Annotated in this window: 16 protein-coding genes; 14 read left to right on the forward strand and 2 right to left on the reverse strand. The window is 73.6% G+C overall.

Going from position 1 to position 18207, the window contains the following annotated elements; all coding sequences use genetic code 11:
- Window positions 1-201: 201 nt before the first annotated feature.
- Window positions 202-1386: an acyl-CoA dehydrogenase family protein gene (locus ACWCRA_RS02030; RefSeq protein ID WP_351552742.1), complete on the reverse strand. Its 1185-nt coding sequence runs from the start codon at window positions 1384-1386 to the stop codon at window positions 202-204.
- A 215-nt stretch (window positions 1387-1601) separates the two neighbouring features.
- Here ACWCRA_RS02030 and ACWCRA_RS02035 point away from each other — a divergent pair, with 215 nt between their 5' ends.
- On the forward strand, window positions 1602-2282 hold the full coding sequence (locus tag ACWCRA_RS02035; RefSeq protein WP_351552739.1) for a class I SAM-dependent methyltransferase: 681 nt from the start codon (window positions 1602-1604) through the stop codon (window positions 2280-2282).
- A gap of 156 nt (window positions 2283-2438) precedes the next feature.
- Here ACWCRA_RS02035 and ACWCRA_RS02040 read toward each other — a convergent pair whose 3' ends face one another.
- On the reverse strand, window positions 2439-3386 hold the full coding sequence (locus tag ACWCRA_RS02040) for a LysR substrate-binding domain-containing protein (protein ID WP_351552736.1): 948 nt from the start codon (window positions 3384-3386) through the stop codon (window positions 2439-2441).
- A 168-nt stretch (window positions 3387-3554) separates the two neighbouring features.
- On the opposite strand from ACWCRA_RS02040, the gene ACWCRA_RS02045 reads away from it, so the two are divergent.
- The 13 genes from ACWCRA_RS02045 to ACWCRA_RS02105 all read left to right on the forward strand — a co-directional run bounded on the left by ACWCRA_RS02045 (window position 3555) and on the right by ACWCRA_RS02105 (window position 18206).
- The gene (locus ACWCRA_RS02045) at window positions 3555-4997 is read left to right on the forward strand and encodes a 2-hydroxymuconic semialdehyde dehydrogenase (RefSeq protein ID WP_451066638.1); all 1443 of its coding nucleotides are present in this window, start codon (window positions 3555-3557) and stop codon (window positions 4995-4997) included.
- Window positions 4994-5830: a 2-keto-4-pentenoate hydratase gene (locus ACWCRA_RS02050; protein ID WP_351552730.1), complete on the forward strand. Its 837-nt coding sequence runs from the start codon at window positions 4994-4996 to the stop codon at window positions 5828-5830. Before ACWCRA_RS02045 ends, ACWCRA_RS02050 begins: the two co-directional genes overlap by 4 nt.
- Complete coding sequence (locus ACWCRA_RS02055) at window positions 5827-6594, forward strand: 2-keto-4-pentenoate hydratase (RefSeq protein ID WP_451066639.1); 768 nt, start codon at window positions 5827-5829, stop codon at window positions 6592-6594. The genes ACWCRA_RS02050 and ACWCRA_RS02055 overlap by 4 nt, the downstream gene beginning before the upstream one ends.
- Window positions 6591-7010, forward strand: coding sequence for a RidA family protein (locus ACWCRA_RS02060; RefSeq protein WP_351552725.1), 420 nt, complete (start codon window positions 6591-6593; stop codon window positions 7008-7010). Before ACWCRA_RS02055 ends, ACWCRA_RS02060 begins: the two co-directional genes overlap by 4 nt.
- Complete coding sequence (locus ACWCRA_RS02065; protein ID WP_451066640.1) at window positions 7007-7579, forward strand: 3-hydroxyanthranilate 3,4-dioxygenase; 573 nt, start codon at window positions 7007-7009, stop codon at window positions 7577-7579. Before ACWCRA_RS02060 ends, ACWCRA_RS02065 begins: the two co-directional genes overlap by 4 nt.
- Window positions 7576-8598 carry an amidohydrolase family protein gene (locus ACWCRA_RS02070; RefSeq protein WP_351552720.1) on the forward strand — a complete coding sequence of 341 codons (1023 nt, stop codon included), beginning with the start codon at window positions 7576-7578 and terminating at the stop codon, window positions 8596-8598. Before ACWCRA_RS02065 ends, ACWCRA_RS02070 begins: the two co-directional genes overlap by 4 nt.
- The gene (locus tag ACWCRA_RS02075; protein ID WP_351552717.1) at window positions 8595-9509 is read left to right on the forward strand and encodes an acetaldehyde dehydrogenase (acetylating); all 915 of its coding nucleotides are present in this window, start codon (window positions 8595-8597) and stop codon (window positions 9507-9509) included. Before ACWCRA_RS02070 ends, ACWCRA_RS02075 begins: the two co-directional genes overlap by 4 nt.
- On the forward strand, window positions 9506-10591 hold the full coding sequence (gene dmpG, locus ACWCRA_RS02080) for a 4-hydroxy-2-oxovalerate aldolase (protein WP_351552714.1): 1086 nt from the start codon (window positions 9506-9508) through the stop codon (window positions 10589-10591). Before ACWCRA_RS02075 ends, dmpG begins: the two co-directional genes overlap by 4 nt.
- Window positions 10585-11820, forward strand: coding sequence for a kynureninase (kynU, locus tag ACWCRA_RS02085; protein ID WP_451066641.1), 1236 nt, complete (start codon window positions 10585-10587; stop codon window positions 11818-11820). Before dmpG ends, kynU begins: the two co-directional genes overlap by 7 nt.
- Window positions 11821-11897: 77 nt before the next feature.
- Window positions 11898-13670: a hypothetical protein gene (locus ACWCRA_RS02090; protein ID WP_451066642.1), complete on the forward strand. Its 1773-nt coding sequence runs from the start codon at window positions 11898-11900 to the stop codon at window positions 13668-13670.
- 54 nt (window positions 13671-13724) lie between these two features.
- Entirely contained in the window at window positions 13725-15200 is a 1476-nt protein-coding gene (locus ACWCRA_RS02095; protein WP_451066643.1) for an amino acid permease, read from the forward strand.
- A gap of 258 nt (window positions 15201-15458) precedes the next feature.
- Window positions 15459-15623: a hypothetical protein gene (locus tag ACWCRA_RS02100; RefSeq protein WP_351552703.1), complete on the forward strand. Its 165-nt coding sequence runs from the start codon at window positions 15459-15461 to the stop codon at window positions 15621-15623.
- Between the two features lie 63 nt (window positions 15624-15686).
- Entirely contained in the window at window positions 15687-18206 is a 2520-nt protein-coding gene (locus tag ACWCRA_RS02105; RefSeq protein WP_451066644.1) for a hypothetical protein, read from the forward strand.
- The last annotated feature ends 1 nt before the right edge of the window (window position 18207 follow it).

The raw sequence follows: 18207 nt of genomic DNA on the forward strand, positions 1-18207 counted from the left end.
GGCGGGCCGGTGTCCGCGCCACCGGAGCGACGGTCACCCGGTCCCGCGGCGACCCCGGGGCGCCCTCGCGGGACCGGGTGACCCGGGGCGGGGAGGGCGAGGCCCCGGCGAAACGCCCTGGGGAGTTTCTTTCGGATCAGGCCGGATCGGCGGGGCGCGGTGCCAGGGCTCGCGAGCCCGGCACGATCCGAAAGGGACGACCTAGAGGAAGGGCGTCCCGGCGTCGAGCCCCGACAGCACCCTTCCGTACAGCTCCAGATTGGCGGAGGGGTTGACGAACGAGTGCAGGTTCAGGGCGTTCACATCCCGTACGATCCGCTGGATCGGCACCTCCCGGTGCAGGGACGAGGCGCCCGAGGCGGACCCGATCAGGTCGACGGCCTCCTTGCTCAGCCGTGCCAGATAGCCGCACTGCGCCCTGATCCGGGCCCGCTCCTCGGTGGTGTACGGCTCCCCGCCGGCCGCCTTGGACTCGATCAGCCCCACGAAGTCGGCGGCGAGCAGTTCCGCGGCGGAGACCTTCATCGCGGCCTCGGCGAACTGGAGATGGGTCACCGGCGCCTCGTGCTGGCGCTCGTAGAAGGTGTAGGTGATGCCGCGCCGCGGTATGCGCTCCGCGAACTCCGCCAGCGCCGCCCGGCCCAGGCCGAGGGCGCTCGCGGCCGTCCAGGCGCAGAACAGCAGCATCACCGGCATCCCGTAGAAGGGGTCGGCGCTGTTGCGCCGGGACGGAAACGTTCCCTCCAGCAGGGGCCCCACCGGCAGGACGCGGTGGGCGGGCACATGGACGTTCTCGGCGACGACGGTGTCGCTGCCGCTCCCGGCCAGACCGGTGACGTCCCAGTCGTCCAGCACCGTGAGATCGGCCAGGGGGATCGCCAGCCACAGCATCCGCGCCGGGCCCTCGCCGGTGTCGTCCAGCGCGGTCAGCAGATGCCAGTCGGCGGTCCGGCAGCCGGTCGCGAAGGGGGACCTTCCGTTCACCGTGTAACCGCCGTCCACCGGAACGGCCTTCGAGCTCGGGATGAGCGTGCCGCCGACCCGCGCGTCGGGGCTGGTGAAGATCTCGTCCTGGGCCTCGTCGGGGAACAGGGCCGCGATGAACGAGGTCCCGGCCTGGATGAGCGCCAGATACCCGGCCGACCCGCAGGCGGTGGAGATCTCGCTCAGCGCGTCGACCTGGGTCCGCAGCGAGGACTGGTAGCCCCCGTAGTGGCGGGGCGCGTTCATGCGGTGGATTCCGGCGCCCGCGAGAGCCTCGGTCACCTCGTCCGTCACCCGCCGCCGCTGCTCGGCGCGCGCCGCGTGCGAGCGGATGAGCGGCCGGAGCTCGCGCAGGCGTGCGACGAGGTCGGTGTCCGAACGGGGTACTGACGAACCGGCCAAGGGGCGACCTCCGGTCTCGGGTCACAGAAGGACCCTCACCGTGGCGCCGATCCCGGGGACTGTCAATGGCGCCTCCACGCAGGTGAGTTGAGGCCTCGGCGCGGGCACGCGGGCACGCGGGCGCGCGGGGCCGGACGGCCGGTGCCGGCGGCTCGGGGCCTCCCCGCCCCGTCCCGGTCCCATCCCGCCCCGTCCCGGCAACTACTGTCGCGTGCATGGTCGAACACGATGCCCTCACCGCCACCCGCGAGGCCTACGACGCCGCCGCCACCGCCTACGCGGAACTGTTCCGCGACTCGCTGCGCGACAGCCCCCTGGACCGCGCGATCCTGGGCGCCTTCGCCGAGGCCGTCGCCGGGAGCGGGCACGCGCGGGTCGCGGACCTGGGGTGCGGGCCCGGCCATGTCACCGCTCATCTGGCCGGGCTGGGCCTCGCGGCCTCCGGTGTCGACGCCTCGCCCGCGATGATCGCGCTGGCCCGGCGGGCCCATCCGGAGCTGCGGTTCGACGTCGGCTCGATGGCCGCGCTGGACATCGCCGACGGCGCGCTGGGCGGTGTGCTCGCCCGGTGGTCCATCATCCACACCCCGCCCCCGGAAGTCCCCGCCGTCCTCGCGGAGTTCCATCGCGTGCTGGCGCCCGGCGGCCATCTGCTGATCGGCTTCTCGGCGACCGACGGCCCGTCGCTCCTGACGCAGTCCTTCGACCACGCGGTCGCCCCGGCCCATCGCTGGTCGCCCGGTCATCTCGCCGCGACGCTGCGCGAGGCCGGGCTGGCCGAGGTGGCCCGGATGATCCGGGAGCCGCAGCCCACCGACCGGCGGCAGTTCCAGGAGGTGCACCTGCTCGCCCGCAAGGCCGACGCGGGGGCGCTCCCGCCGCGCGCGGACGGGTGAACTCCCGGTTCGCCGGGCCGGTGCCCGCGCCGCGCGGGGACCCTCGGCGCGGCGGGAGCCGGGCCGAACCGGGGAGTCTCTCTCGGTTCGGGCCGGGCCGGTGAGCGGGGTCCGGTGCCGGGGCTCGCGAGCCCGGCGAGAGCCGAGAGAGACGGTCTAAGGGGCCGCCGGGGGGCCGCCGAGTGTCTCGCGCAGCAGGACCGCCTCCCGGTCGAGATGGTGGAGCAGTGACCGCAGGGCGGGGGTGCGGGTGCGGTGGGCCGCCTCGGTGGTGCCCACCGTGCGGCCCACCGAGGGGAGCCCGACCGGCAGCGCGGCGAGGTGCTCGTCGTCGCGCAGGACCAGTTCGGGCAGGAGCGCCACCATGTCCGTCTGGAGGAGCAGCGCCCGCATGGTGAGGATGGAGGTGCACTCGACCCGGTCGGCGGGCAGGGCGAGGCCCCGGTCCACGAAGAGGGCGCCCAGCTCCTGGCGCAGAGCGGTCTGTTCGACCGGCAGAATCCAGGGGAACCCGAGGGTGTCCGGGAGCGTGACGTCCGCGGCACCGAGGAGCGGATGGCCGGAACGGACGGCGAGCCGGATGGGCTCCCGGTAGAGCATCCGCTGGCGCAGCCCGTCCCCTTCCGCCGGGGCCGATCCCACCCGGCCGACGATGACGTCCAACTCACCCGCCAGCAGCGCCGGGTGCAGGACGTCCGGGGTGCCCTCCCGTACGACCACGGTGAGCCGGGGCCGTTCCCGTTTGAGCCCGGCGACCGCCCGGGGCAGGAGCACGTTCGCGCCGGCCAGCAGGGTGCCCACGGTCACCGTGCCCTCCCGTCCCTGCCGCAGCCCGGTGAGGTGCTCCCCGGCCCGCCGGACCTCGGCGACCACCGCGCGGGCGTGCTCCGCCAGCGCCTCGCCGTAGACGGTGGGCCGCATCCCGCGCGGTACGCGGACGAAGAGCGGCAGATCGGCGATGGCCTCCAGCTCCTGGAGGGTCCGGGTGGCGGCGGGCTGGGTGAGGTGCAGCGATTCGGCCGCCCGTACGACGCTCCCGTGCTCGTGCACCGCGATGAGCAGGGACAGATGCCGGAACTTCAGCCGGCCGTCCAGGAGGTCCATCCCCGCGGGCTCCTTCCGGTGAGGCGGGGCGGCCGGAAGAGGCCGGTCCCGCGACATACCAGGATCGCTATATCTCACGCGCCGATCGGCATTGGATCGGCATAGCTGGGTGGGTGCACTATACCGGCACACCCCGGGGGCGATTTTCGGACATCCCCTGGCTCGGCAATGGAGGTCTGCAAGGTGGCTTCACCCGTGCGGCATCACGTAGGAGGCGCGTTCGACGCGTCCGGCGTGCCGTTCCCGCTCGTCGACCCGGTCACCGGACGCGCCGTCGGCGAGGTGCCGGCGGCGCCCCGGGAGGTGGTCGACCGGGCGGTGCGCGCGGCCCGGGAGGCGCTGCGCGGGCCGTGGGCCGGATGGAGCCCGGCGGAGCGGTCACGGCTGCTGCACCGGATCGCCGACGGGATCGAGCGGCGCTTCGAGGAGTTCGTCGCCGCCGAGTGCGCCGACACCGGCAAGCCCCGCGAGCTGGCCTCGGCGGTCGACATTCCGCGGGCGGTGGCCAATTTCCGCTCGTACGCGGACCTTCTGGCCGGGCGGAGCGAGCGGTCCTGGCACACCATCACCCCCGACGGGCGCGGCGCGCTGAACTACACCGTCCACAAGCCGCTCGGCGTGGTCGCGGTGATCTCGCCGTGGAACCTGCCGCTGCTCCTCCTCACCTGGAAGGTCGCTCCCGCCCTGGCGACGGGCAACACGGTGGTCGCCAAGCCGTCGGAACTCACCCCCGGCACGGCCTGTCTGCTGGCCGAGGTGATGGCCGACGCGCGGGTCCCGGCGGGCGTCTTCAACCTGGTGCACGGACCGGGCGCGGACGGGGCCGGCCAGTGGCTCACCGAGCACCCCGGGGTGGACGCCGTGGCCTTCACGGGCGAGTCGCGCACCGGGTCGACGATCATGCGGGCGGCGGCGGCCCGGCTGGCGCCGGTCTCCTTCGAACTGGGCGGCAAGAACGCCGGGCTCGTCTTCGCCGACGCGGATCTGGAGCGGGCCGTCGAGGGCACCCTCCGCTCGGCCTTCACCCACAGCGGGCAGGTCTGCCTCTGCACCGAGCGGGTGTACGTGGAGCGGCCCGTTCTCGACGCCTTCGCGGCGGCGCTGGCCTCCGGGGCGAGGGAGCTGTCCGGCTACGGCCCGATGGTCTCCGCCGCCCACCGGGACAAGGTGCTGGGCCATCTGGAGCGGGCCGCCGCCGACGGCGAGGTCCTGGCGGGCGGCGGGGTGCCGCGCTTCGGGGACGAGCGGGACGGCGGGTTCTGGGTGGAGCCCACCGTGCTGGCCGGACTGCCGGAGGACCACCCGGCGGTACGGGACGAGATCTTCGGACCGGTCGTGCACCTGGCGCCGTTCGACACCGAGGAGGAGGCGCTGGCCCTCGCCAACGCGGGCCCGTACGGGCTGGCCGCCACGGTGTGGACCGGCGACGTGAGCCGCGCGCACCGGGTCGCCGCCGCCCTCGACGTCGGCACCGCCTGGGTCAACACCTGGAACCTGCGCGACCTCCGTACCCCCTTCGGCGGGGTGAAGGCCTCCGGGATCGGCCGTGAGGGCGGCGACCACTCCCTCGACTTCTTCTCCGAACCGATGAATGTGTGCGTGAAGCTGTGAGCACGACGGACGAGATCATCAACCAGCCGGACGAACGGGTGACCAGGGCCGCCGAGCGCCTCGCCGACGCGCACCGCGCCGGCGTCCCCTGCGCCCCGGTCCGCGACCTCCTCCCGCCCGGGGACCTGGACGCCGCCTACGCCGTCCAGTCCGTCCTCACCGACCGCCGCCGCGCCGGGGGCCGCCGCCTCACCGGCTGGAAGATCGGCCTGACCTCGGCCGCCGTACGGCGTCAGCTCGGCGTCGGCACACCGGACTTCGGGGCGCTGCTCGACGACACCGCCGTGCCCGACGGCGCCGAGATCCCCTGGGGCTCGGTGCTCCAGCCGAGGGCCGAGGCCGAGGTCGCCCTGGTCCTCGGACACGACCTCCTCCACGAGCGGCACACGGTGGCCGAGGTGATCCGGGCGACCGACTTCGCGCTGCCCGCCATCGAGGTGGTCGGCAGCCGCATCCGCGACTGGGACATCTCGGCCGTGGACACCATCGCCGACAACGCCTCCAGCGGCGCGTACGTCCTCGGCACCCGGCCCGTGCCGCTGCGGGACCTCGATCTGCGGACCGCCGGCATGGTGCTGGAGCGCGGGGGCGAGCCCGTCTCCACCGGTGCGGGCGTGGCCTGCCTCGGGAACCCGCTGCACGCCGCCGTCTGGCTGGCCGACACGCTCGTACGGCTCGGCCGTCCGCTGCGGGCGGGGGACACCGTCCTCACCGGCGCGCTCGGGCCCATGGCGGCCGTCGGGCCCGGTGATGTGTTCGAGGCCCGGATCGACGGCCTGGGCTCCGTGCGCGCGGCCTTCGGGCCCGCCGGCCGGGAAGGGGCACTCCGATGAGCGCCGACGCGCTGGCCGAGTCCCTCGACACCGCCGCGCTGGAGGCGCGCCCGCTGCCGGGCGGCGGCAGCGGGCTGACCGGCACCGCCGAGGCGTACGCCGTCCAGGAGGCCCTGGTCCTGCGGCGGCTGGCCCGGGGGGAGCGGATCACCGGCGTCAAGCTGGGATTCACCAGCGCCGCCAAGATGCGCCAGATGGGCGTGGCCGATCTGATCCACGGACGGCTCACCGACCGGATGGAGATCCCCGACGGGGGACGGTACGACCTCTCGGGGCTGATCCATCCCCGGGTCGAGCCGGAGGTGGCCTTCCTCCTGGGCGCGACCCTGCGCCCCGGCGACGCCGACCCGGCGGCGGCGGTCGCGGCCGTGGCGCCCGCGCTGGAGGTCATCGACTCCCGCTACGACGGCTTCCGGTTCTCCCTCCCCGAGGTGATCGCCGACAACACCTCGGCGGCGGCCTACGCCGTGGGGCCCTGGCGGGCCCTTGGCGACCTGGGCAACCTCGGCGTCCTGCTCGAACTCGGCGGACACCCCGCCGAGGCGGGTTCCACCGCCGCGATCCTCGGGCACCCGCTGCGGGCGCTCGCCGCCGCGGCCCGGCTCGCCGGTCCGCTGGAGCCCGGCACCGTGATCCTCGCCGGCGCGGCGACCGCCGCCGTCCCCCTGCCGCCCGGCACCTGCGTCCGGGCCACCGTCGCGGGCCTCGGCACCGTCCAGTTCACCACCGGGGCCGCCCGGACCACCACCGGGGAGGGCGCGTGATCGTCCCCGGCGCCGCCCCGCCCCGCGGCCGCTTCCCGCACCTGAGGCGCGCGGGTGACCTCGTCTTCGTCTCCGGCACCAGCTCCCGCCGCCCCGATGGCACCTTCGCCGGCGCGAGCGCCGACCCGATGGGCGTGACCGACCTGGACATCCGCGTCCAGACCCGGGCCGTGCTCGACACCATCGCGAGCCTGCTGGCGGCGGTCGGCGGGCGCCTGGACGACCTGGTGTCGGTCACCGCGTACCTCGTCGGCATGAACGACTTCGGCGGCTACAACGAGGTCTACGCCGAGTACTTCGACGAGGACGGGCCGGCCCGCACCACCGTCGCCGTGCACCAGCTCCCCCACCCCCATCTGCTGATCGAGATCAGCGCCGTGGCCCACCTTCCCCAGACCGAGGAACAGCGCCGATGACCATGACACCGTTCAACCTCCAGTCCTGGATCGAGGAACACCGCCATCTGCTCAGGCCACCGGTCGGCAATGTCCAGATCTGGCGGGACGCCGATCTGATGGTCACCGTCGTGGGCGGCCCCAACCGGCGCACCGACTTCCACGACGACCCCATCGAGGAGTTCTTCTACCAGCTCAAGGGCGACATGGTGCTCCGCGTCATGGAGGAGCCGGGCCGGCCGCCGCGCGACATCCACATCCGGGAGGGCGATGTGTTCCTCGCCCCGGCGCATCTGCGGCACTCCCCGCAGCGGCCGGAGGAGGACAGCGTCGGCCTCGTCGTCGAGTTCGCCCGGCCGCCGGGACACCGCGACGCCTTCGAGTGGTACTGCGTCGAGTGCCACCACCTGGTGCACCGCAGCGAGGTCCAGCTCACCTCGATCGTCGACGACCTGCCGCCGGTGTTCGGCGCCTTCTACGCCGACGCCGACGCCCGCACCTGCCCGCGGTGCGGCGCGGTCCACCCGGGCCGGGACTGGCCCGAGGAGCTGCGGCCCCGCACCCGCCGCGACGAGGAGGCCGGCGCATGACCGTCGTCGATGTGCACGCCCATGTCTTCCCGGAGATCGGCCGCGCCGAGTCCCGGCTGCTCACCGGCTCCGACGACGGCCCCTGGCTGCGCACCACGGACGGACCGGACGCCGGGATGATGATGGCCGGCTCCGCCGAGTACCGCCCGGTGGGCCGCACACTGTGGGACCCGGCGGCCCGCGTCGCCGACCTGGACCGGCTCGGTGTCGGCACGCAGGTGCTGTCCAGCACCCCGATGCTCTTCGGCTACGGTCTCGCACCCGAACGCGCCATCGACTGGTGCCGCACCGTCAACTCCCATCTGCTGCGGTACGCCGCCCACGCCCCGGACCGGCTGGCCCCGCTGTGCCAGGTCCCGCTCCAGAACACCGAGGCCGCCTGCGAGACGCTCAGCGAGGCGATGCGCCAGGGCTTCCACGGCGTCCACATCGGCAACCACCTCGGCGACCGCGACCTCGACCACGGGGCGCTGCTCGAATTCCTCGCGCACTGCGCCGAGCAGGACGCGGCGGTCCTGGTCCACCCCTGGGACCTGCCCTCCGGGCCGAGGTTCTCCCGGTACATGCTCGCCTGGCTGGCGGGCATGGCCGGCGAGACCCATCTGACGATCCTGTCGCTGATCCTCTCCGGCGCCTTCGAACGCCTCCCCGCGTCGCTGCGGCTGATGTTCGCCCACGGCGGCGGCAGCTTCCCGTACCTCCTGGGCCGCGCCGACAACGCCTGGCACCGCCGCGACCTCGTACGCGCCGACACCCCGCACCCGCCCTCGCACTACACCGACCGCTTCTCCGTCGACTCGGCCGTCTTCGACCCCGGAGCGCTGCGGCTCCTCGTGGACGTGATGGGCCCGGAACGGGTGCTGCTCGGCTCGGACCACCCCTTCCCGCTCGGCGAGGAGGAGATCGGCCGGCTGGTACGGGAGAGCGCGCTCGCCCCGGCGGAACGCGCGGCCGTCCTCGGCGGCAACGCCGTCCGCTTCTTCGGTCTGGCCCCCCGGGCGAAGGAGGCCGTCCGATGAGAGCGGCAGTGATCGGATCGGGCAACATCGGCACCGATCTCCTCATCAAGATCATCAGAGGGCGGGGGAGCGTCACCGCCGCCGCGATGATCGGCATCGACCCGGAGTCGGAGGGGCTCGCGCGGGCCCGCCGGCTCGGGGTGCCCACCCGCGCGGACGGAGTGGCCGGACTGCTGGCGCTCGACGGCTTCGACGAGATCGGCGTGGTCTTCGACGCCACCTCCGCCGCCGCGCACCACCGCAACGCCGCGGCGCTCGCACCGTACGGCAAGACCCTCGTCGACCTGACCCCGGCGGCCATCGGCCCGTATGTCGTCCCGTCCGTCAACCTCGACGAGCACCTCGGCGCCCGGAACGTCAACATGGTCACCTGCGGCGGCCAGGCCACCATCCCGGTCGTCGCCGCCGTCTCGGCCGTGACACCGGTCCACTACGCGGAGATCGTCGCCTCGATCGCCTCGCGGTCGGCGGGACCCGGCACCCGGGCCAACATCGACGAGTTCACCGAGACCACCTCCCGCGCCCTGGAACGGGTGGGCGGCGCCGCCCGCGGCAAGGCGATCATCGTCCTCAACCCGGCGGAGCCGCCGCTGCTGATGCGCGACACCGTGCACTGCGTCGTCGACGACTGCGACACGGAGCGGATCACCGCGTCCGTGCACGCGATGGCCGCCTCCGTCGCCGCCTATGTGCCCGGCTACCGGCTCAAGCAGGAACCGCAGTTCCGCGCCCTGCCGTCGGGTGACCCGCTGACCGGTCTCGCGGGCGGCGGACGGCTCCTCGTCTCCGTCTATCTGGAGGTCGAGGGCGCCGCCCACCACCTCCCGGCCTACGCCGGAAACCTCGACATCATGACCTCCGCCGCGCTGCGCACCGCCGAGCGCCTGGCCGAACGGAGCCGGGTCCGATGACCAAGGTCTACGTCCAGGACGTCACCCTGCGGGACGGCATGCACGCCGTGTCGCACCGCTACACCCTCGATCAGGTCCGGGCGATCGCCGCCGCCCTGGAGGCGGCGGGCGTCGACGCCGTCGAGGTCGCCCACGGCGACGGCCTCTCCGGCTCCTCCGTCACCTACGGCCCCGGCGCGCACACCGACTGGGAGTGGCTGGAGGCGGCGGCCGGAGTGCTCGACCGGGCCAGGCTCACCACCCTGCTGCTGCCCGGCATCGGCACCGCCGACGATCTGCGCCGCGCCCACTCCCTCGGCGTCACATCCGTCCGTGTCGCCACCCACTGCACCGAGGCCGACATCTCCGCCCAGCACATCGGCCTCGCCCGCGAACTGGGCATGGACGTGTCGGGCTTCCTGATGATGTCCCATCTGGCCCCACCCGCCGAACTGGCCGCGCGGGCCCGCCTCATGGAGTCGTACGGCGCGCACTGCGTCTATGTCACCGACTCCGGCGGCCGGCTGACCATGGACGGGGTACGGGACCGGGTGCGCGCCTACCGCGACGTCCTCGACCCGGCCACCGAGATCGGCATCCACGCCCACCACAACCTCGGTCTCGGCGTGGCCAACAGCATCGTGGCGGTGGAGGCCGGGGCGCACCGGGTCGACGCCTCCCTCGCAGGACAGGGCGCGGGCGCCGGGAACGCGCCGCTGGAGCCGGTGGTCGCGGTCCTCGACCTCATGGGCTGGGAACACGGCTGCGCGCTGTTCCCGCTGATGGACGCCGCCGAGGAGCTGGTGCGGCCGACCCAGGACCGGCCCGTGCGGGTCGACCGGGAGACGCTGACCCTCGGATACGCCGGGGTCTACTCCAGCTTCCTGCGGCACGCGGAGACCACGGCCCTGCGCCACCGTCTCGACACCCGCGACCTGCTGGTCGAGGCGGGACGGCGGCGGCTGGTCGGCGGGCAGGAGGACCTGCTCACGGACATCGCGCTCGATCTCGCCCGGGACCGCGACACCGGTCCCCGCCCCGGCGCCCACCCCGCCGCCACCGCCACCGCCCCCTCCCACCCCGACGGAGACACCCCGTGCTGACCGAACGCGCCGCCGCGCTGGACGCCGCAGACCCCCTGGCCCATGTCCGCGCCCGCTTCCTCCTCCCCGAAGGGGTGGTGTACCTCGACGGCAACTCCCTGGGCGCCCTGCCCTCCGCCGTCCCGGCGGCCGTCGAGGACGCCGTGCACCGCCAGTGGGGCACCGACCTCATCCGCTCCTGGAACGGCAACGGTTGGTGGGAGGCGCCGGCCCGGACGGGCGACGCCGTCGGCCGGCTGATCGGCGCGGCCCCCGGGCAGGTGGTCGCCGGTGACTCCACCAGTGTCCAGCTCTTCAACACCCTGCTCGCCGCCGCCCGGATGCGCCCCGGCCGCCGGCTGCTGCTGACCGACCCCGACCACTTCCCCACCGACCAGTACATCGCCGACTCGGTGGGCCGGCTCCTCGGTCTGGAGGTCCGCCGGGTGCCGGCGCGCGAGGCCGCGTCGGTGCTGGCCGCCGAGGCCGGTCAGGTCGCCGTCGCCGCCTACGCCCCGGTGGACTACCGCACCGGGGAGCTGCACGACATGGCCGCGCTCACCGCCGCCGCGCACACCGCCGGGGCCCTGACGCACTGGGACCTGTGCCACGCGGCGGGCGCCCTGCCCGTCGAACTCGACGCCATGGAGGCGGACTTCGCGGTCGGCTGCGGCTACAAGTACCTCTCCGGCGGCCCCGGGGCACCCGCGTTCGCCTATGTCGCCCGCCGGCACCAGGCCGACTTCGACCACCCCCTCACCGGCTGGCACGGGCACGCCGAGCCGTTCGCCATGTCCGGCACGTACACCCCCGCCGCGGACATCGCCAGGGCCCGCGTCAGCACCCCGCCGCTGCTGTCGCTGCTCGCCCTGGAGGCCGCGCTGACGGCCTTCGACGGGGTCGAGATGACGGCCGTGCGGGAGAAGAGCCTCTCCCTGACCGGCTTCTTCCAGGAGTGCGCCGGCACACTCCTCGACGGCCTCGGCTTCACCCTGGCCACCCCGCGCGACCCGGCGCGCCGCGGCAGCCAGGTCGCCCTGCGCCACCCGGAGGCGTACCCGCTGGTGGCCGCCCTCACCGCCCGCGGCGTCATCGGCGACATGCGCGCCCCCGACCTGCTCCGCTTCGGGTTCAACGCCCTGTACGTCACCCACGGCGACGTGCTGCGCGCCGTACGGGAGCTGCGCGCCGTGGTGACCGGCGGCGAGCACCTGGCCCCCGCCTTCCGGACGCGTCCCACCGTCACCTGACCGGTCCCACCCCCGCCCGCCCCAGGGGCGCACCGCGCGCACATCCCGCTCCCTTCCTCCTCCGAAAGGACCGTCAGATGCGTTCCCTCCGCAGAAACGCCGCCCTGGCCGCGCTGGTCGCCGCCGCCACCACGGCCACCCTCCTCAGCCCCGGGGTGTCCGGCGCGGACACCGCCGCCACCACCCCGGCCGCCGACCCGGACATCGTGGACGTGTGCGCCGACCGCAGGCCCGGGCCGGCCGATCCCGGCGCGTACGGCATGCAGTTGGACGGCGGCTTCCGGCACCCCGCCCTCACCCCGGTCGACGAGGGGTCCAACCACCCCTTCCCCGGCCTCAACGCGGAGTACGACACCCGCTCGTACATCAGGAACATGAAGGTCGAAGGCGCCTACGAGGGAGCGGGCTTCACCCCCGACTACTTCCACAGCTGGCAGAACATCGTCGACTTCGACGGCCGCCGCTACCTCTTCCAGTACGGCCGCTCCGAGGGCCGTGTCTACGACATCACCGATGTCAGAAAGGTCAGGGTGGTCGAGCGGCTGAGCCGCGGGGACGTGGGCGGCGACGAGACCCGGGCGAACGCCGACTGGGCCGCGCACGACTACTGGGGCGCCTCCACCATCCAGTGGAACAGGAAGCTGAACGCGTATGTGATGGTCCAGAGCTTCGAGAGCAAGCGCCAGATCTCGGAACTCTCCGACCAGCCGCCCGGCGACAAGTTCAACAACCCCGAGGGCGTGCGGAAGGTGCGCGCCAAGCCGGGTCTCAAGGGGTTCAAGGTGTACCGGCTGGACGGGCCGCGCAAGAAGGACTGGCGGCTGCTGTCGACGGTCTCCACCGACTCCACCCAGGCCGACCCCCTCAGGAGCGACCCGGCCAGGGCGCAGCAGGGCTCCGGCTCGATCGACGTGCCGTACTGGACCGGCGAGAAGTACATGTTCATCGCCACGGCGCCGGACGACAGCTGGTCGGGGACCGAGTACCCGACCAATCTGCACTCGGCCGGCTACCAGTCCTGGGACATGTCCGACCCGGCCCGCCCGAAGCTCCTCGACACCTGGCACCTGCCGGGCCAGCGGACCGGCGAGGACGCCGCGTACCGCGACAACCCGCGCTGCGGGAACCGGACCAGCTGGATGGGCGCCCGGATGCCGCTCTTCCTCCCCAGGCCCGTGGAGAAGGGCGGGCGCTACGCCTTCGCCGCCATGGGCGGCTACGGCCTGACCGTGCTGGACGTCTCCAACCCCTCGGACATGAGAACGGTCAGCCATCTGGACCTGCCGGCCTCGGTCGCGGGCACCGAGGGCGACAACATCGACGTCTCCCAGTACGAGAGGACCGGAATGATCTACTACTCCGGCTACCCGCTCACCGAGGACTGCTACGAGCCGTACAAGGACGTCTACCAGATCGACGCCCGGGACCCGAAGCGCCCCCGCGTCGTCGGCGTCCTGCCCCGCCCGACCCCGCCGAAGGCCGCCGGCATCACCGACTACTGCCAGCGCCGCGGCAGCTTCGGCCCCAAGCGCACCGGCTACTACACCAACCCCGGCCGGCACACCCCCGGGGTGCTGAGCTACGGCTTCTACAACGCGGGCGTGCAGTTCTTCGATGTCTCCGACCCCGCGTCGCCGGAGATCTCCGCCTACTTCGTCCCGAAGGCGCACGGCCAGGGGACCCCCGAGTACGCGTACGGCAACCAGACCCACGGCGTCTACGTGGAGTGGGACCGCAACATCGCCTGGACGCTGACCAACCACGGCATCTACGCGCTGTCCTCGCGCAAGGTCCTGGGCACCCCGGACCTGGACGCGCCGGACCGGCCGTTCCGCACCAGCGAGTTCTGAGCCCCGACCCTCCTTCGCCCGCTCCCCGCCATCCTCCAGAAGGGCACCACCGCCATGGCCGCTCCCAGCGACTCCGCACCGCCCGCCCCGCCTTCCCCGCCCGCCCCGCCTTCCCCGTCCTCCCCGACCTCCTCCGATGCCGGAGGCGTCAGACCGGCGCCCGGCGGTGAGGGTCTGGTCCGTTCCCTCACCCACCGGCAGACCACCATGATCGGACTGGGCTCCGCGCTCGGCACCGGGCTCTTCCTCGGCTCCGGCTCCGCGATATCCGTCGCCGGTCCCGCCGTGATCGTCTCGTACGCGATCGGCGCGGTGCTGGTCGCCATCATCGCCGTCCTGCTCGGCGAGATGTCCGCCGCCCACCCGGTCCAGGGCTCGTTCGGCACCATCGCGCACCGCTATCTCGGCCCGTGGGCCGGGTTCCTCAGCCGGTATCTGTACTGGTTCAGCGCGGTGGTCGTCATCGGGACGGAGGTCGTCGCCTCCGCGCTCTACATCCGGTGGTGGTGGCCCGAGGTCCCGATGTCGCTGGCGATCCTGGCGATCGCGGCGGTGGTCCTCGCGGTCAACATCATCAGCGTGAAGTCCTTCGGCACCACCGAGTTCTGGCTCTCCACCATCAAGGTGGTCGCGCTCTGCGCGTTCATCCTCTGCGCCGCCCTGCTGGTCTTCTTCGGACTGCCCGACAGCGAGGCCACCGGCTTCGCGAACCTCGGCGACGACGGCTTCCTCCCGCACGGGGCGAGTTCGATCTGGCTGGCCATGTCGGTGGTGATGTTCGCGTACGCCGGTTTCGAGGTCGTCGCCATCGCGTCCGCCGAGGCGATCGACCCGCAGCGCACCATCCGTACCGCGATGCGCCAGCTGGCCTGGCGGCTGAGCTTCTTCTACCTCCTCTCCATCACCCTGGTGCTCGCGCTGACCCCGTGGCGCACGTTGGCGGGCGGTGACGGGAGCGTCGAGACGAGCCCCTTCGTGCGGGTCTTCTCGGAGGTCGGTGTGCCCGCGGCGGCGACCCTCACCAACGCGGTCGTCCTCATCGCCGCCATGTCCGCCGCCAACGCCCATCTGTACGGCGCCTCCCGGCTGCTGCACTCCTTGGGCGGCGACGGTCTGGCCCCGGCGCCGATGGCCAGGCTCAGCCGGCGCGGAGTCCCGGCGGTCGCCCTGGCCGCCTCGACGCTGGGCATCGCCGCCGCCGCGCTGCTGGCCTTCTACGACGTCAGCGGTCTCTTCGGCATCCTGATGTCGATCGCCCTCTTCGCGGTGCTGCTGGTGTGGCTGCTGATCCTCGCGTCGTACATCGCCTTCCGGCGCCACCGGACGGCGCACCCGGAGGAGTTCACCGGCTTCAGCGTCCCGGCGGGCGGGAAGCTGGCGATCGTGGCCGTCCTCGGGGTGCTCGCCGTCGCCGCCACCGCGGTGGAGGTTCCCGACATGCGCCAGGCGGCGGGGATCGGCCTCGCCTTCACGGCCGTCCTGTTCGTCTGCTACGGACTGACCACCCGGCGCCGGGCGCGGCGGACGTAGCGGAGGGGCCGGGGGCGGTCCCGCCCCCGGCACCCGGCCGGGGGCGGGACCGTCGCCGCCATCCGGATATCCGATCGGATGTGCGTCAGAAGAACTGAAGTTCGCAAGAAATCCGTTCCGAGAATTTGCTTTTCTGATTCATTCCTTTGTTGTGGCGATCAATTGTGGGCAAGGGGAATCCTTCCATGGACTCGGTTCGTCCTCCGTGTTAGTTGTGCTCATAGGAATGTTTCGCGCCCGACCTGTCTGGAGGACAAGATGGCCGAGAGGGAAACGCAGTGGGACCTCGACCTCGGGGAGCTGGATGTGGTGTCGGTCGAGCTGCCGGGCGGTGAAGGACTGGTGGAGGCCGCGGCGATGGGCCTCGGCAACACCGAGATCGGCGCCTCCGGGACTCCTTCCGGCAAGAGCTGGCTCGTCTGAGACCCGAGCCTGAGACCTGAGCCTGAGATCTGAGAACCCGAGAGTCGGGGAAGCCGGGTGCCGGTGACCGAAGTGACACGGGGGCCCGGAGCGGATGAGACCGTGGTGGCCAGGATCGCCGCCCTGCCCGTCTCCGCCCTGGACGAGCTGAGGTGCACCGCCACCTGGCACACCGTCCAGGAGATCATCGCGGATCGCGGCCGGCTCGTCCGAGCGGGCCGCGATCTCGCCGTGGCCCTCGAAGGCCCGATCGGTCTCTCCTCCGGCCCGCTGCGACCACGGCTGGTGGGTCTGCGCAGAGCCCTGTACGGAACACGCCGCCCGCCGCCCGCCCTGCTCGCCCTCCCCCTGGAGCCCGCGCTCGCGATCCGGCTGAAGGAGTGGCTGGCCGACCACGACCGGCTCGGCCGGCTGACCGCTGACCTGCCCGGCGTCCTGGAGCGGGAACGGCGGGCCGCGCACGAGGCGCTGCGCCGCTGGGTCGCCGCCGACGCCTTCGTCCACGGTCTGCTCCAGGCCAGTCCCGCGCTGTCGGCGGCGCTCCGCCGCTGGCTGGCGTCCCCGCCCGGGACCGCACCGCCGCCCAAGGTCGCGCTGCGCCTCACCAAGTACCTCGCGCGGGTCGTCGCCAAGACCAGCCCGCACGCCACCTTCACGATGACGGGCCTCGGCCGGTGGGACGCGCGGGCGAAGGCGGAGGCGGCGCGCTGGACGGGACCGTGGGAGTGGCGCGGCGCCGTCGAGCCGGACGTCCGGCTCCTGCGGCTGCTCCTCACCGACCTCGCCGGGAGCGACGATGACCTCGCCGGGCTCTTCGAGGTCAGGATCAATCCGAGCCTGGCCGGGGACGGACACCGGCTGTGGTTCCTCAGCCGGACCGAGGACCGCTACCACAGCGTCGTCCCCACCGAGAGCCTGCGGAGACTGCTGGAGGTCCTGGGCGACGGCTCCCGGCACCGGGTCGCCGACATCCGCGACCGGCTGGGGATCGCGCCCCGGGAGCTGGAACGGCTGGCCGTTCCGGGCCTGCTGGAGATCCATCCACCCGTCGCCGACCAGTCCCTCCGCCCCTCCGCCGACCTGGCCGCCGCCCTCGCGCCGCACCCCGTCGCCCGCTCGCTGGCGGACCTCGGCCGGGCCCTGGACGACTACCCCGGCGCCGCCGACCGGGTGGCGGTCCAGGAGCGGGTCCGGGCGGCCCTGACGGAGCTGGCCGGGGAGAACCGGCTGCCGGACAAGAACCTCTTCCACGAGAACGCCGTCTTCGACTCGCCCGTTCCGCTGCTGGGCGAGGAGACATGGCGCCCGGCGATCGAGGATCTGCACACGGTCCGGAGGTTCCTCGGCGGGTTCCAGCGGAACGCGGCCACCGGGCTGCTCGCCGGGAAGCTGTTCGCCGAGCGGTTCGGCCCCGGCGCCGTCGTCCCCCTCGGGCGCTTCCACCGCTCGCTCGCCGCGTGGACGGCCGGCGCGCCGCCCGGCACACCCGCGGCCGAGCTGCACGCCCTGCTGTACCGGGCGACGGAGGAGACGAGCGCGGTCCCGGAGCTGCGCGCGCTCCAGGAGGCCCGGGACCGGGCCTCGGCCGCCCTGCGCGAGCGGCGGCCCGATCCCGACGGAACGGTGCGGATCGATCCCGCCCTGCTGGACCGATGGCGGTCGGGACGGCCGGCGCGCTCCCTGGCCTGCTTCGTCCAGCAGGTCTCCGCGCATCCGGCACGGCTGGTGCTGAACGGTGTGGCCGTCGGGCACGGCGCCATGCGCAGCCGGGTGCACCGCCTGCTGGGGAGCGGTCCCGGCAACCGGACGGCCGGCGGCGACGAGGAGGTGTCCGCCGAGTTCTCGGGGAGTTTCGGCACCAACGTCAATCTGCGCTCGCCCGCCGCCGCGTACGAGATCGACTACCCCGGGGTCGTCCCCGGCCGCCCGCCCGCCGAGCGGATGGCGCTGGGGGACCTGGCCGTCCGCCACGACCCCGGCACCGGCCGTCTCCTGCTGCTCGACGCGGCGGACCGGCGCGTGCTCCCCCTGCACACCGGGATGATGGCGGCGCTGTTCCTGCCCCGCACCGCCCGGCTGCTGCTCCAGCTCTTCGGCGATCTGCCGAGCACCACCGTCCCGACGTGGGCCGTCTTCTCCCCGCCGCCGGAGCGCACACCCGACGGCGTGATCCGCGCCGCCCGGGTCGAGGTCGGGCGGGTGGTCGTGTCCCGCGCCGCCTGGTACGCGCCGCTGGAGGCGGTTCCCCGTCGCGGCAGGGGCCAGTCCGAGGCGTCCCATCTGCTGCTCCTCGCCCAGTGGTTCGCCGAGCACGCCATCCCGGCCCGCTGCTTCGTGTCGTCCCTGGACCCCGGCTCCTGGTGCGAGGACCCCTGGCGGACGTCCCGGCTCGCCAAGCCGACCTATCTGGATCTCGCGAATCCCGCGCTGGTCGCGCTGCTCGACCGCCGGCTCCGCGACAGCGGCCCCTGCGTCGTCTTCCACGAGCAGCTCCCGGACTTCACCATGGCCACCGACCTGGGCGGGCACGGACGCCATGTCACCGAGTTCGTGGTCGAGCTGACCGGCCCGCGGGAGGTCTGAG

This window comes from Streptomyces sp. NPDC001889 (assembly GCF_053594535.1).

Coding starts and splice junctions, on each gene's coding strand:
- ACWCRA_RS02035 (WP_351552739.1), top strand. CDS start 1,602: ATGGTCGAACACGATGCCCTCACCGCCACCCGCGAGGCCTACGACGCC.
- ACWCRA_RS02040 (WP_351552736.1), bottom strand. CDS start 3,386: ATGGACCTCCTGGACGGCCGGCTGAAGTTCCGGCATCTGTCCCTGCTC.
- ACWCRA_RS02045 (WP_451066638.1), top strand. CDS start 3,555: ATGGAGGTCTGCAAGGTGGCTTCACCCGTGCGGCATCACGTAGGAGGC.
- ACWCRA_RS02055 (WP_451066639.1), top strand. CDS start 5,827: ATGAGCGCCGACGCGCTGGCCGAGTCCCTCGACACCGCCGCGCTGGAG.
- ACWCRA_RS02065 (WP_451066640.1), top strand. CDS start 7,007: ATGACCATGACACCGTTCAACCTCCAGTCCTGGATCGAGGAACACCGC.
- ACWCRA_RS02070 (WP_351552720.1), top strand. CDS start 7,576: ATGACCGTCGTCGATGTGCACGCCCATGTCTTCCCGGAGATCGGCCGC.
- ACWCRA_RS02075 (WP_351552717.1), top strand. CDS start 8,595: ATGAGAGCGGCAGTGATCGGATCGGGCAACATCGGCACCGATCTCCTC.
- dmpG (WP_351552714.1), top strand. CDS start 9,506: ATGACCAAGGTCTACGTCCAGGACGTCACCCTGCGGGACGGCATGCAC.
- ACWCRA_RS02090 (WP_451066642.1), top strand. CDS start 11,898: ATGCGTTCCCTCCGCAGAAACGCCGCCCTGGCCGCGCTGGTCGCCGCC.
- ACWCRA_RS02095 (WP_451066643.1), top strand. CDS start 13,725: ATGGCCGCTCCCAGCGACTCCGCACCGCCCGCCCCGCCTTCCCCGCCC.
- ACWCRA_RS02100 (WP_351552703.1), top strand. CDS start 15,459: ATGGCCGAGAGGGAAACGCAGTGGGACCTCGACCTCGGGGAGCTGGAT.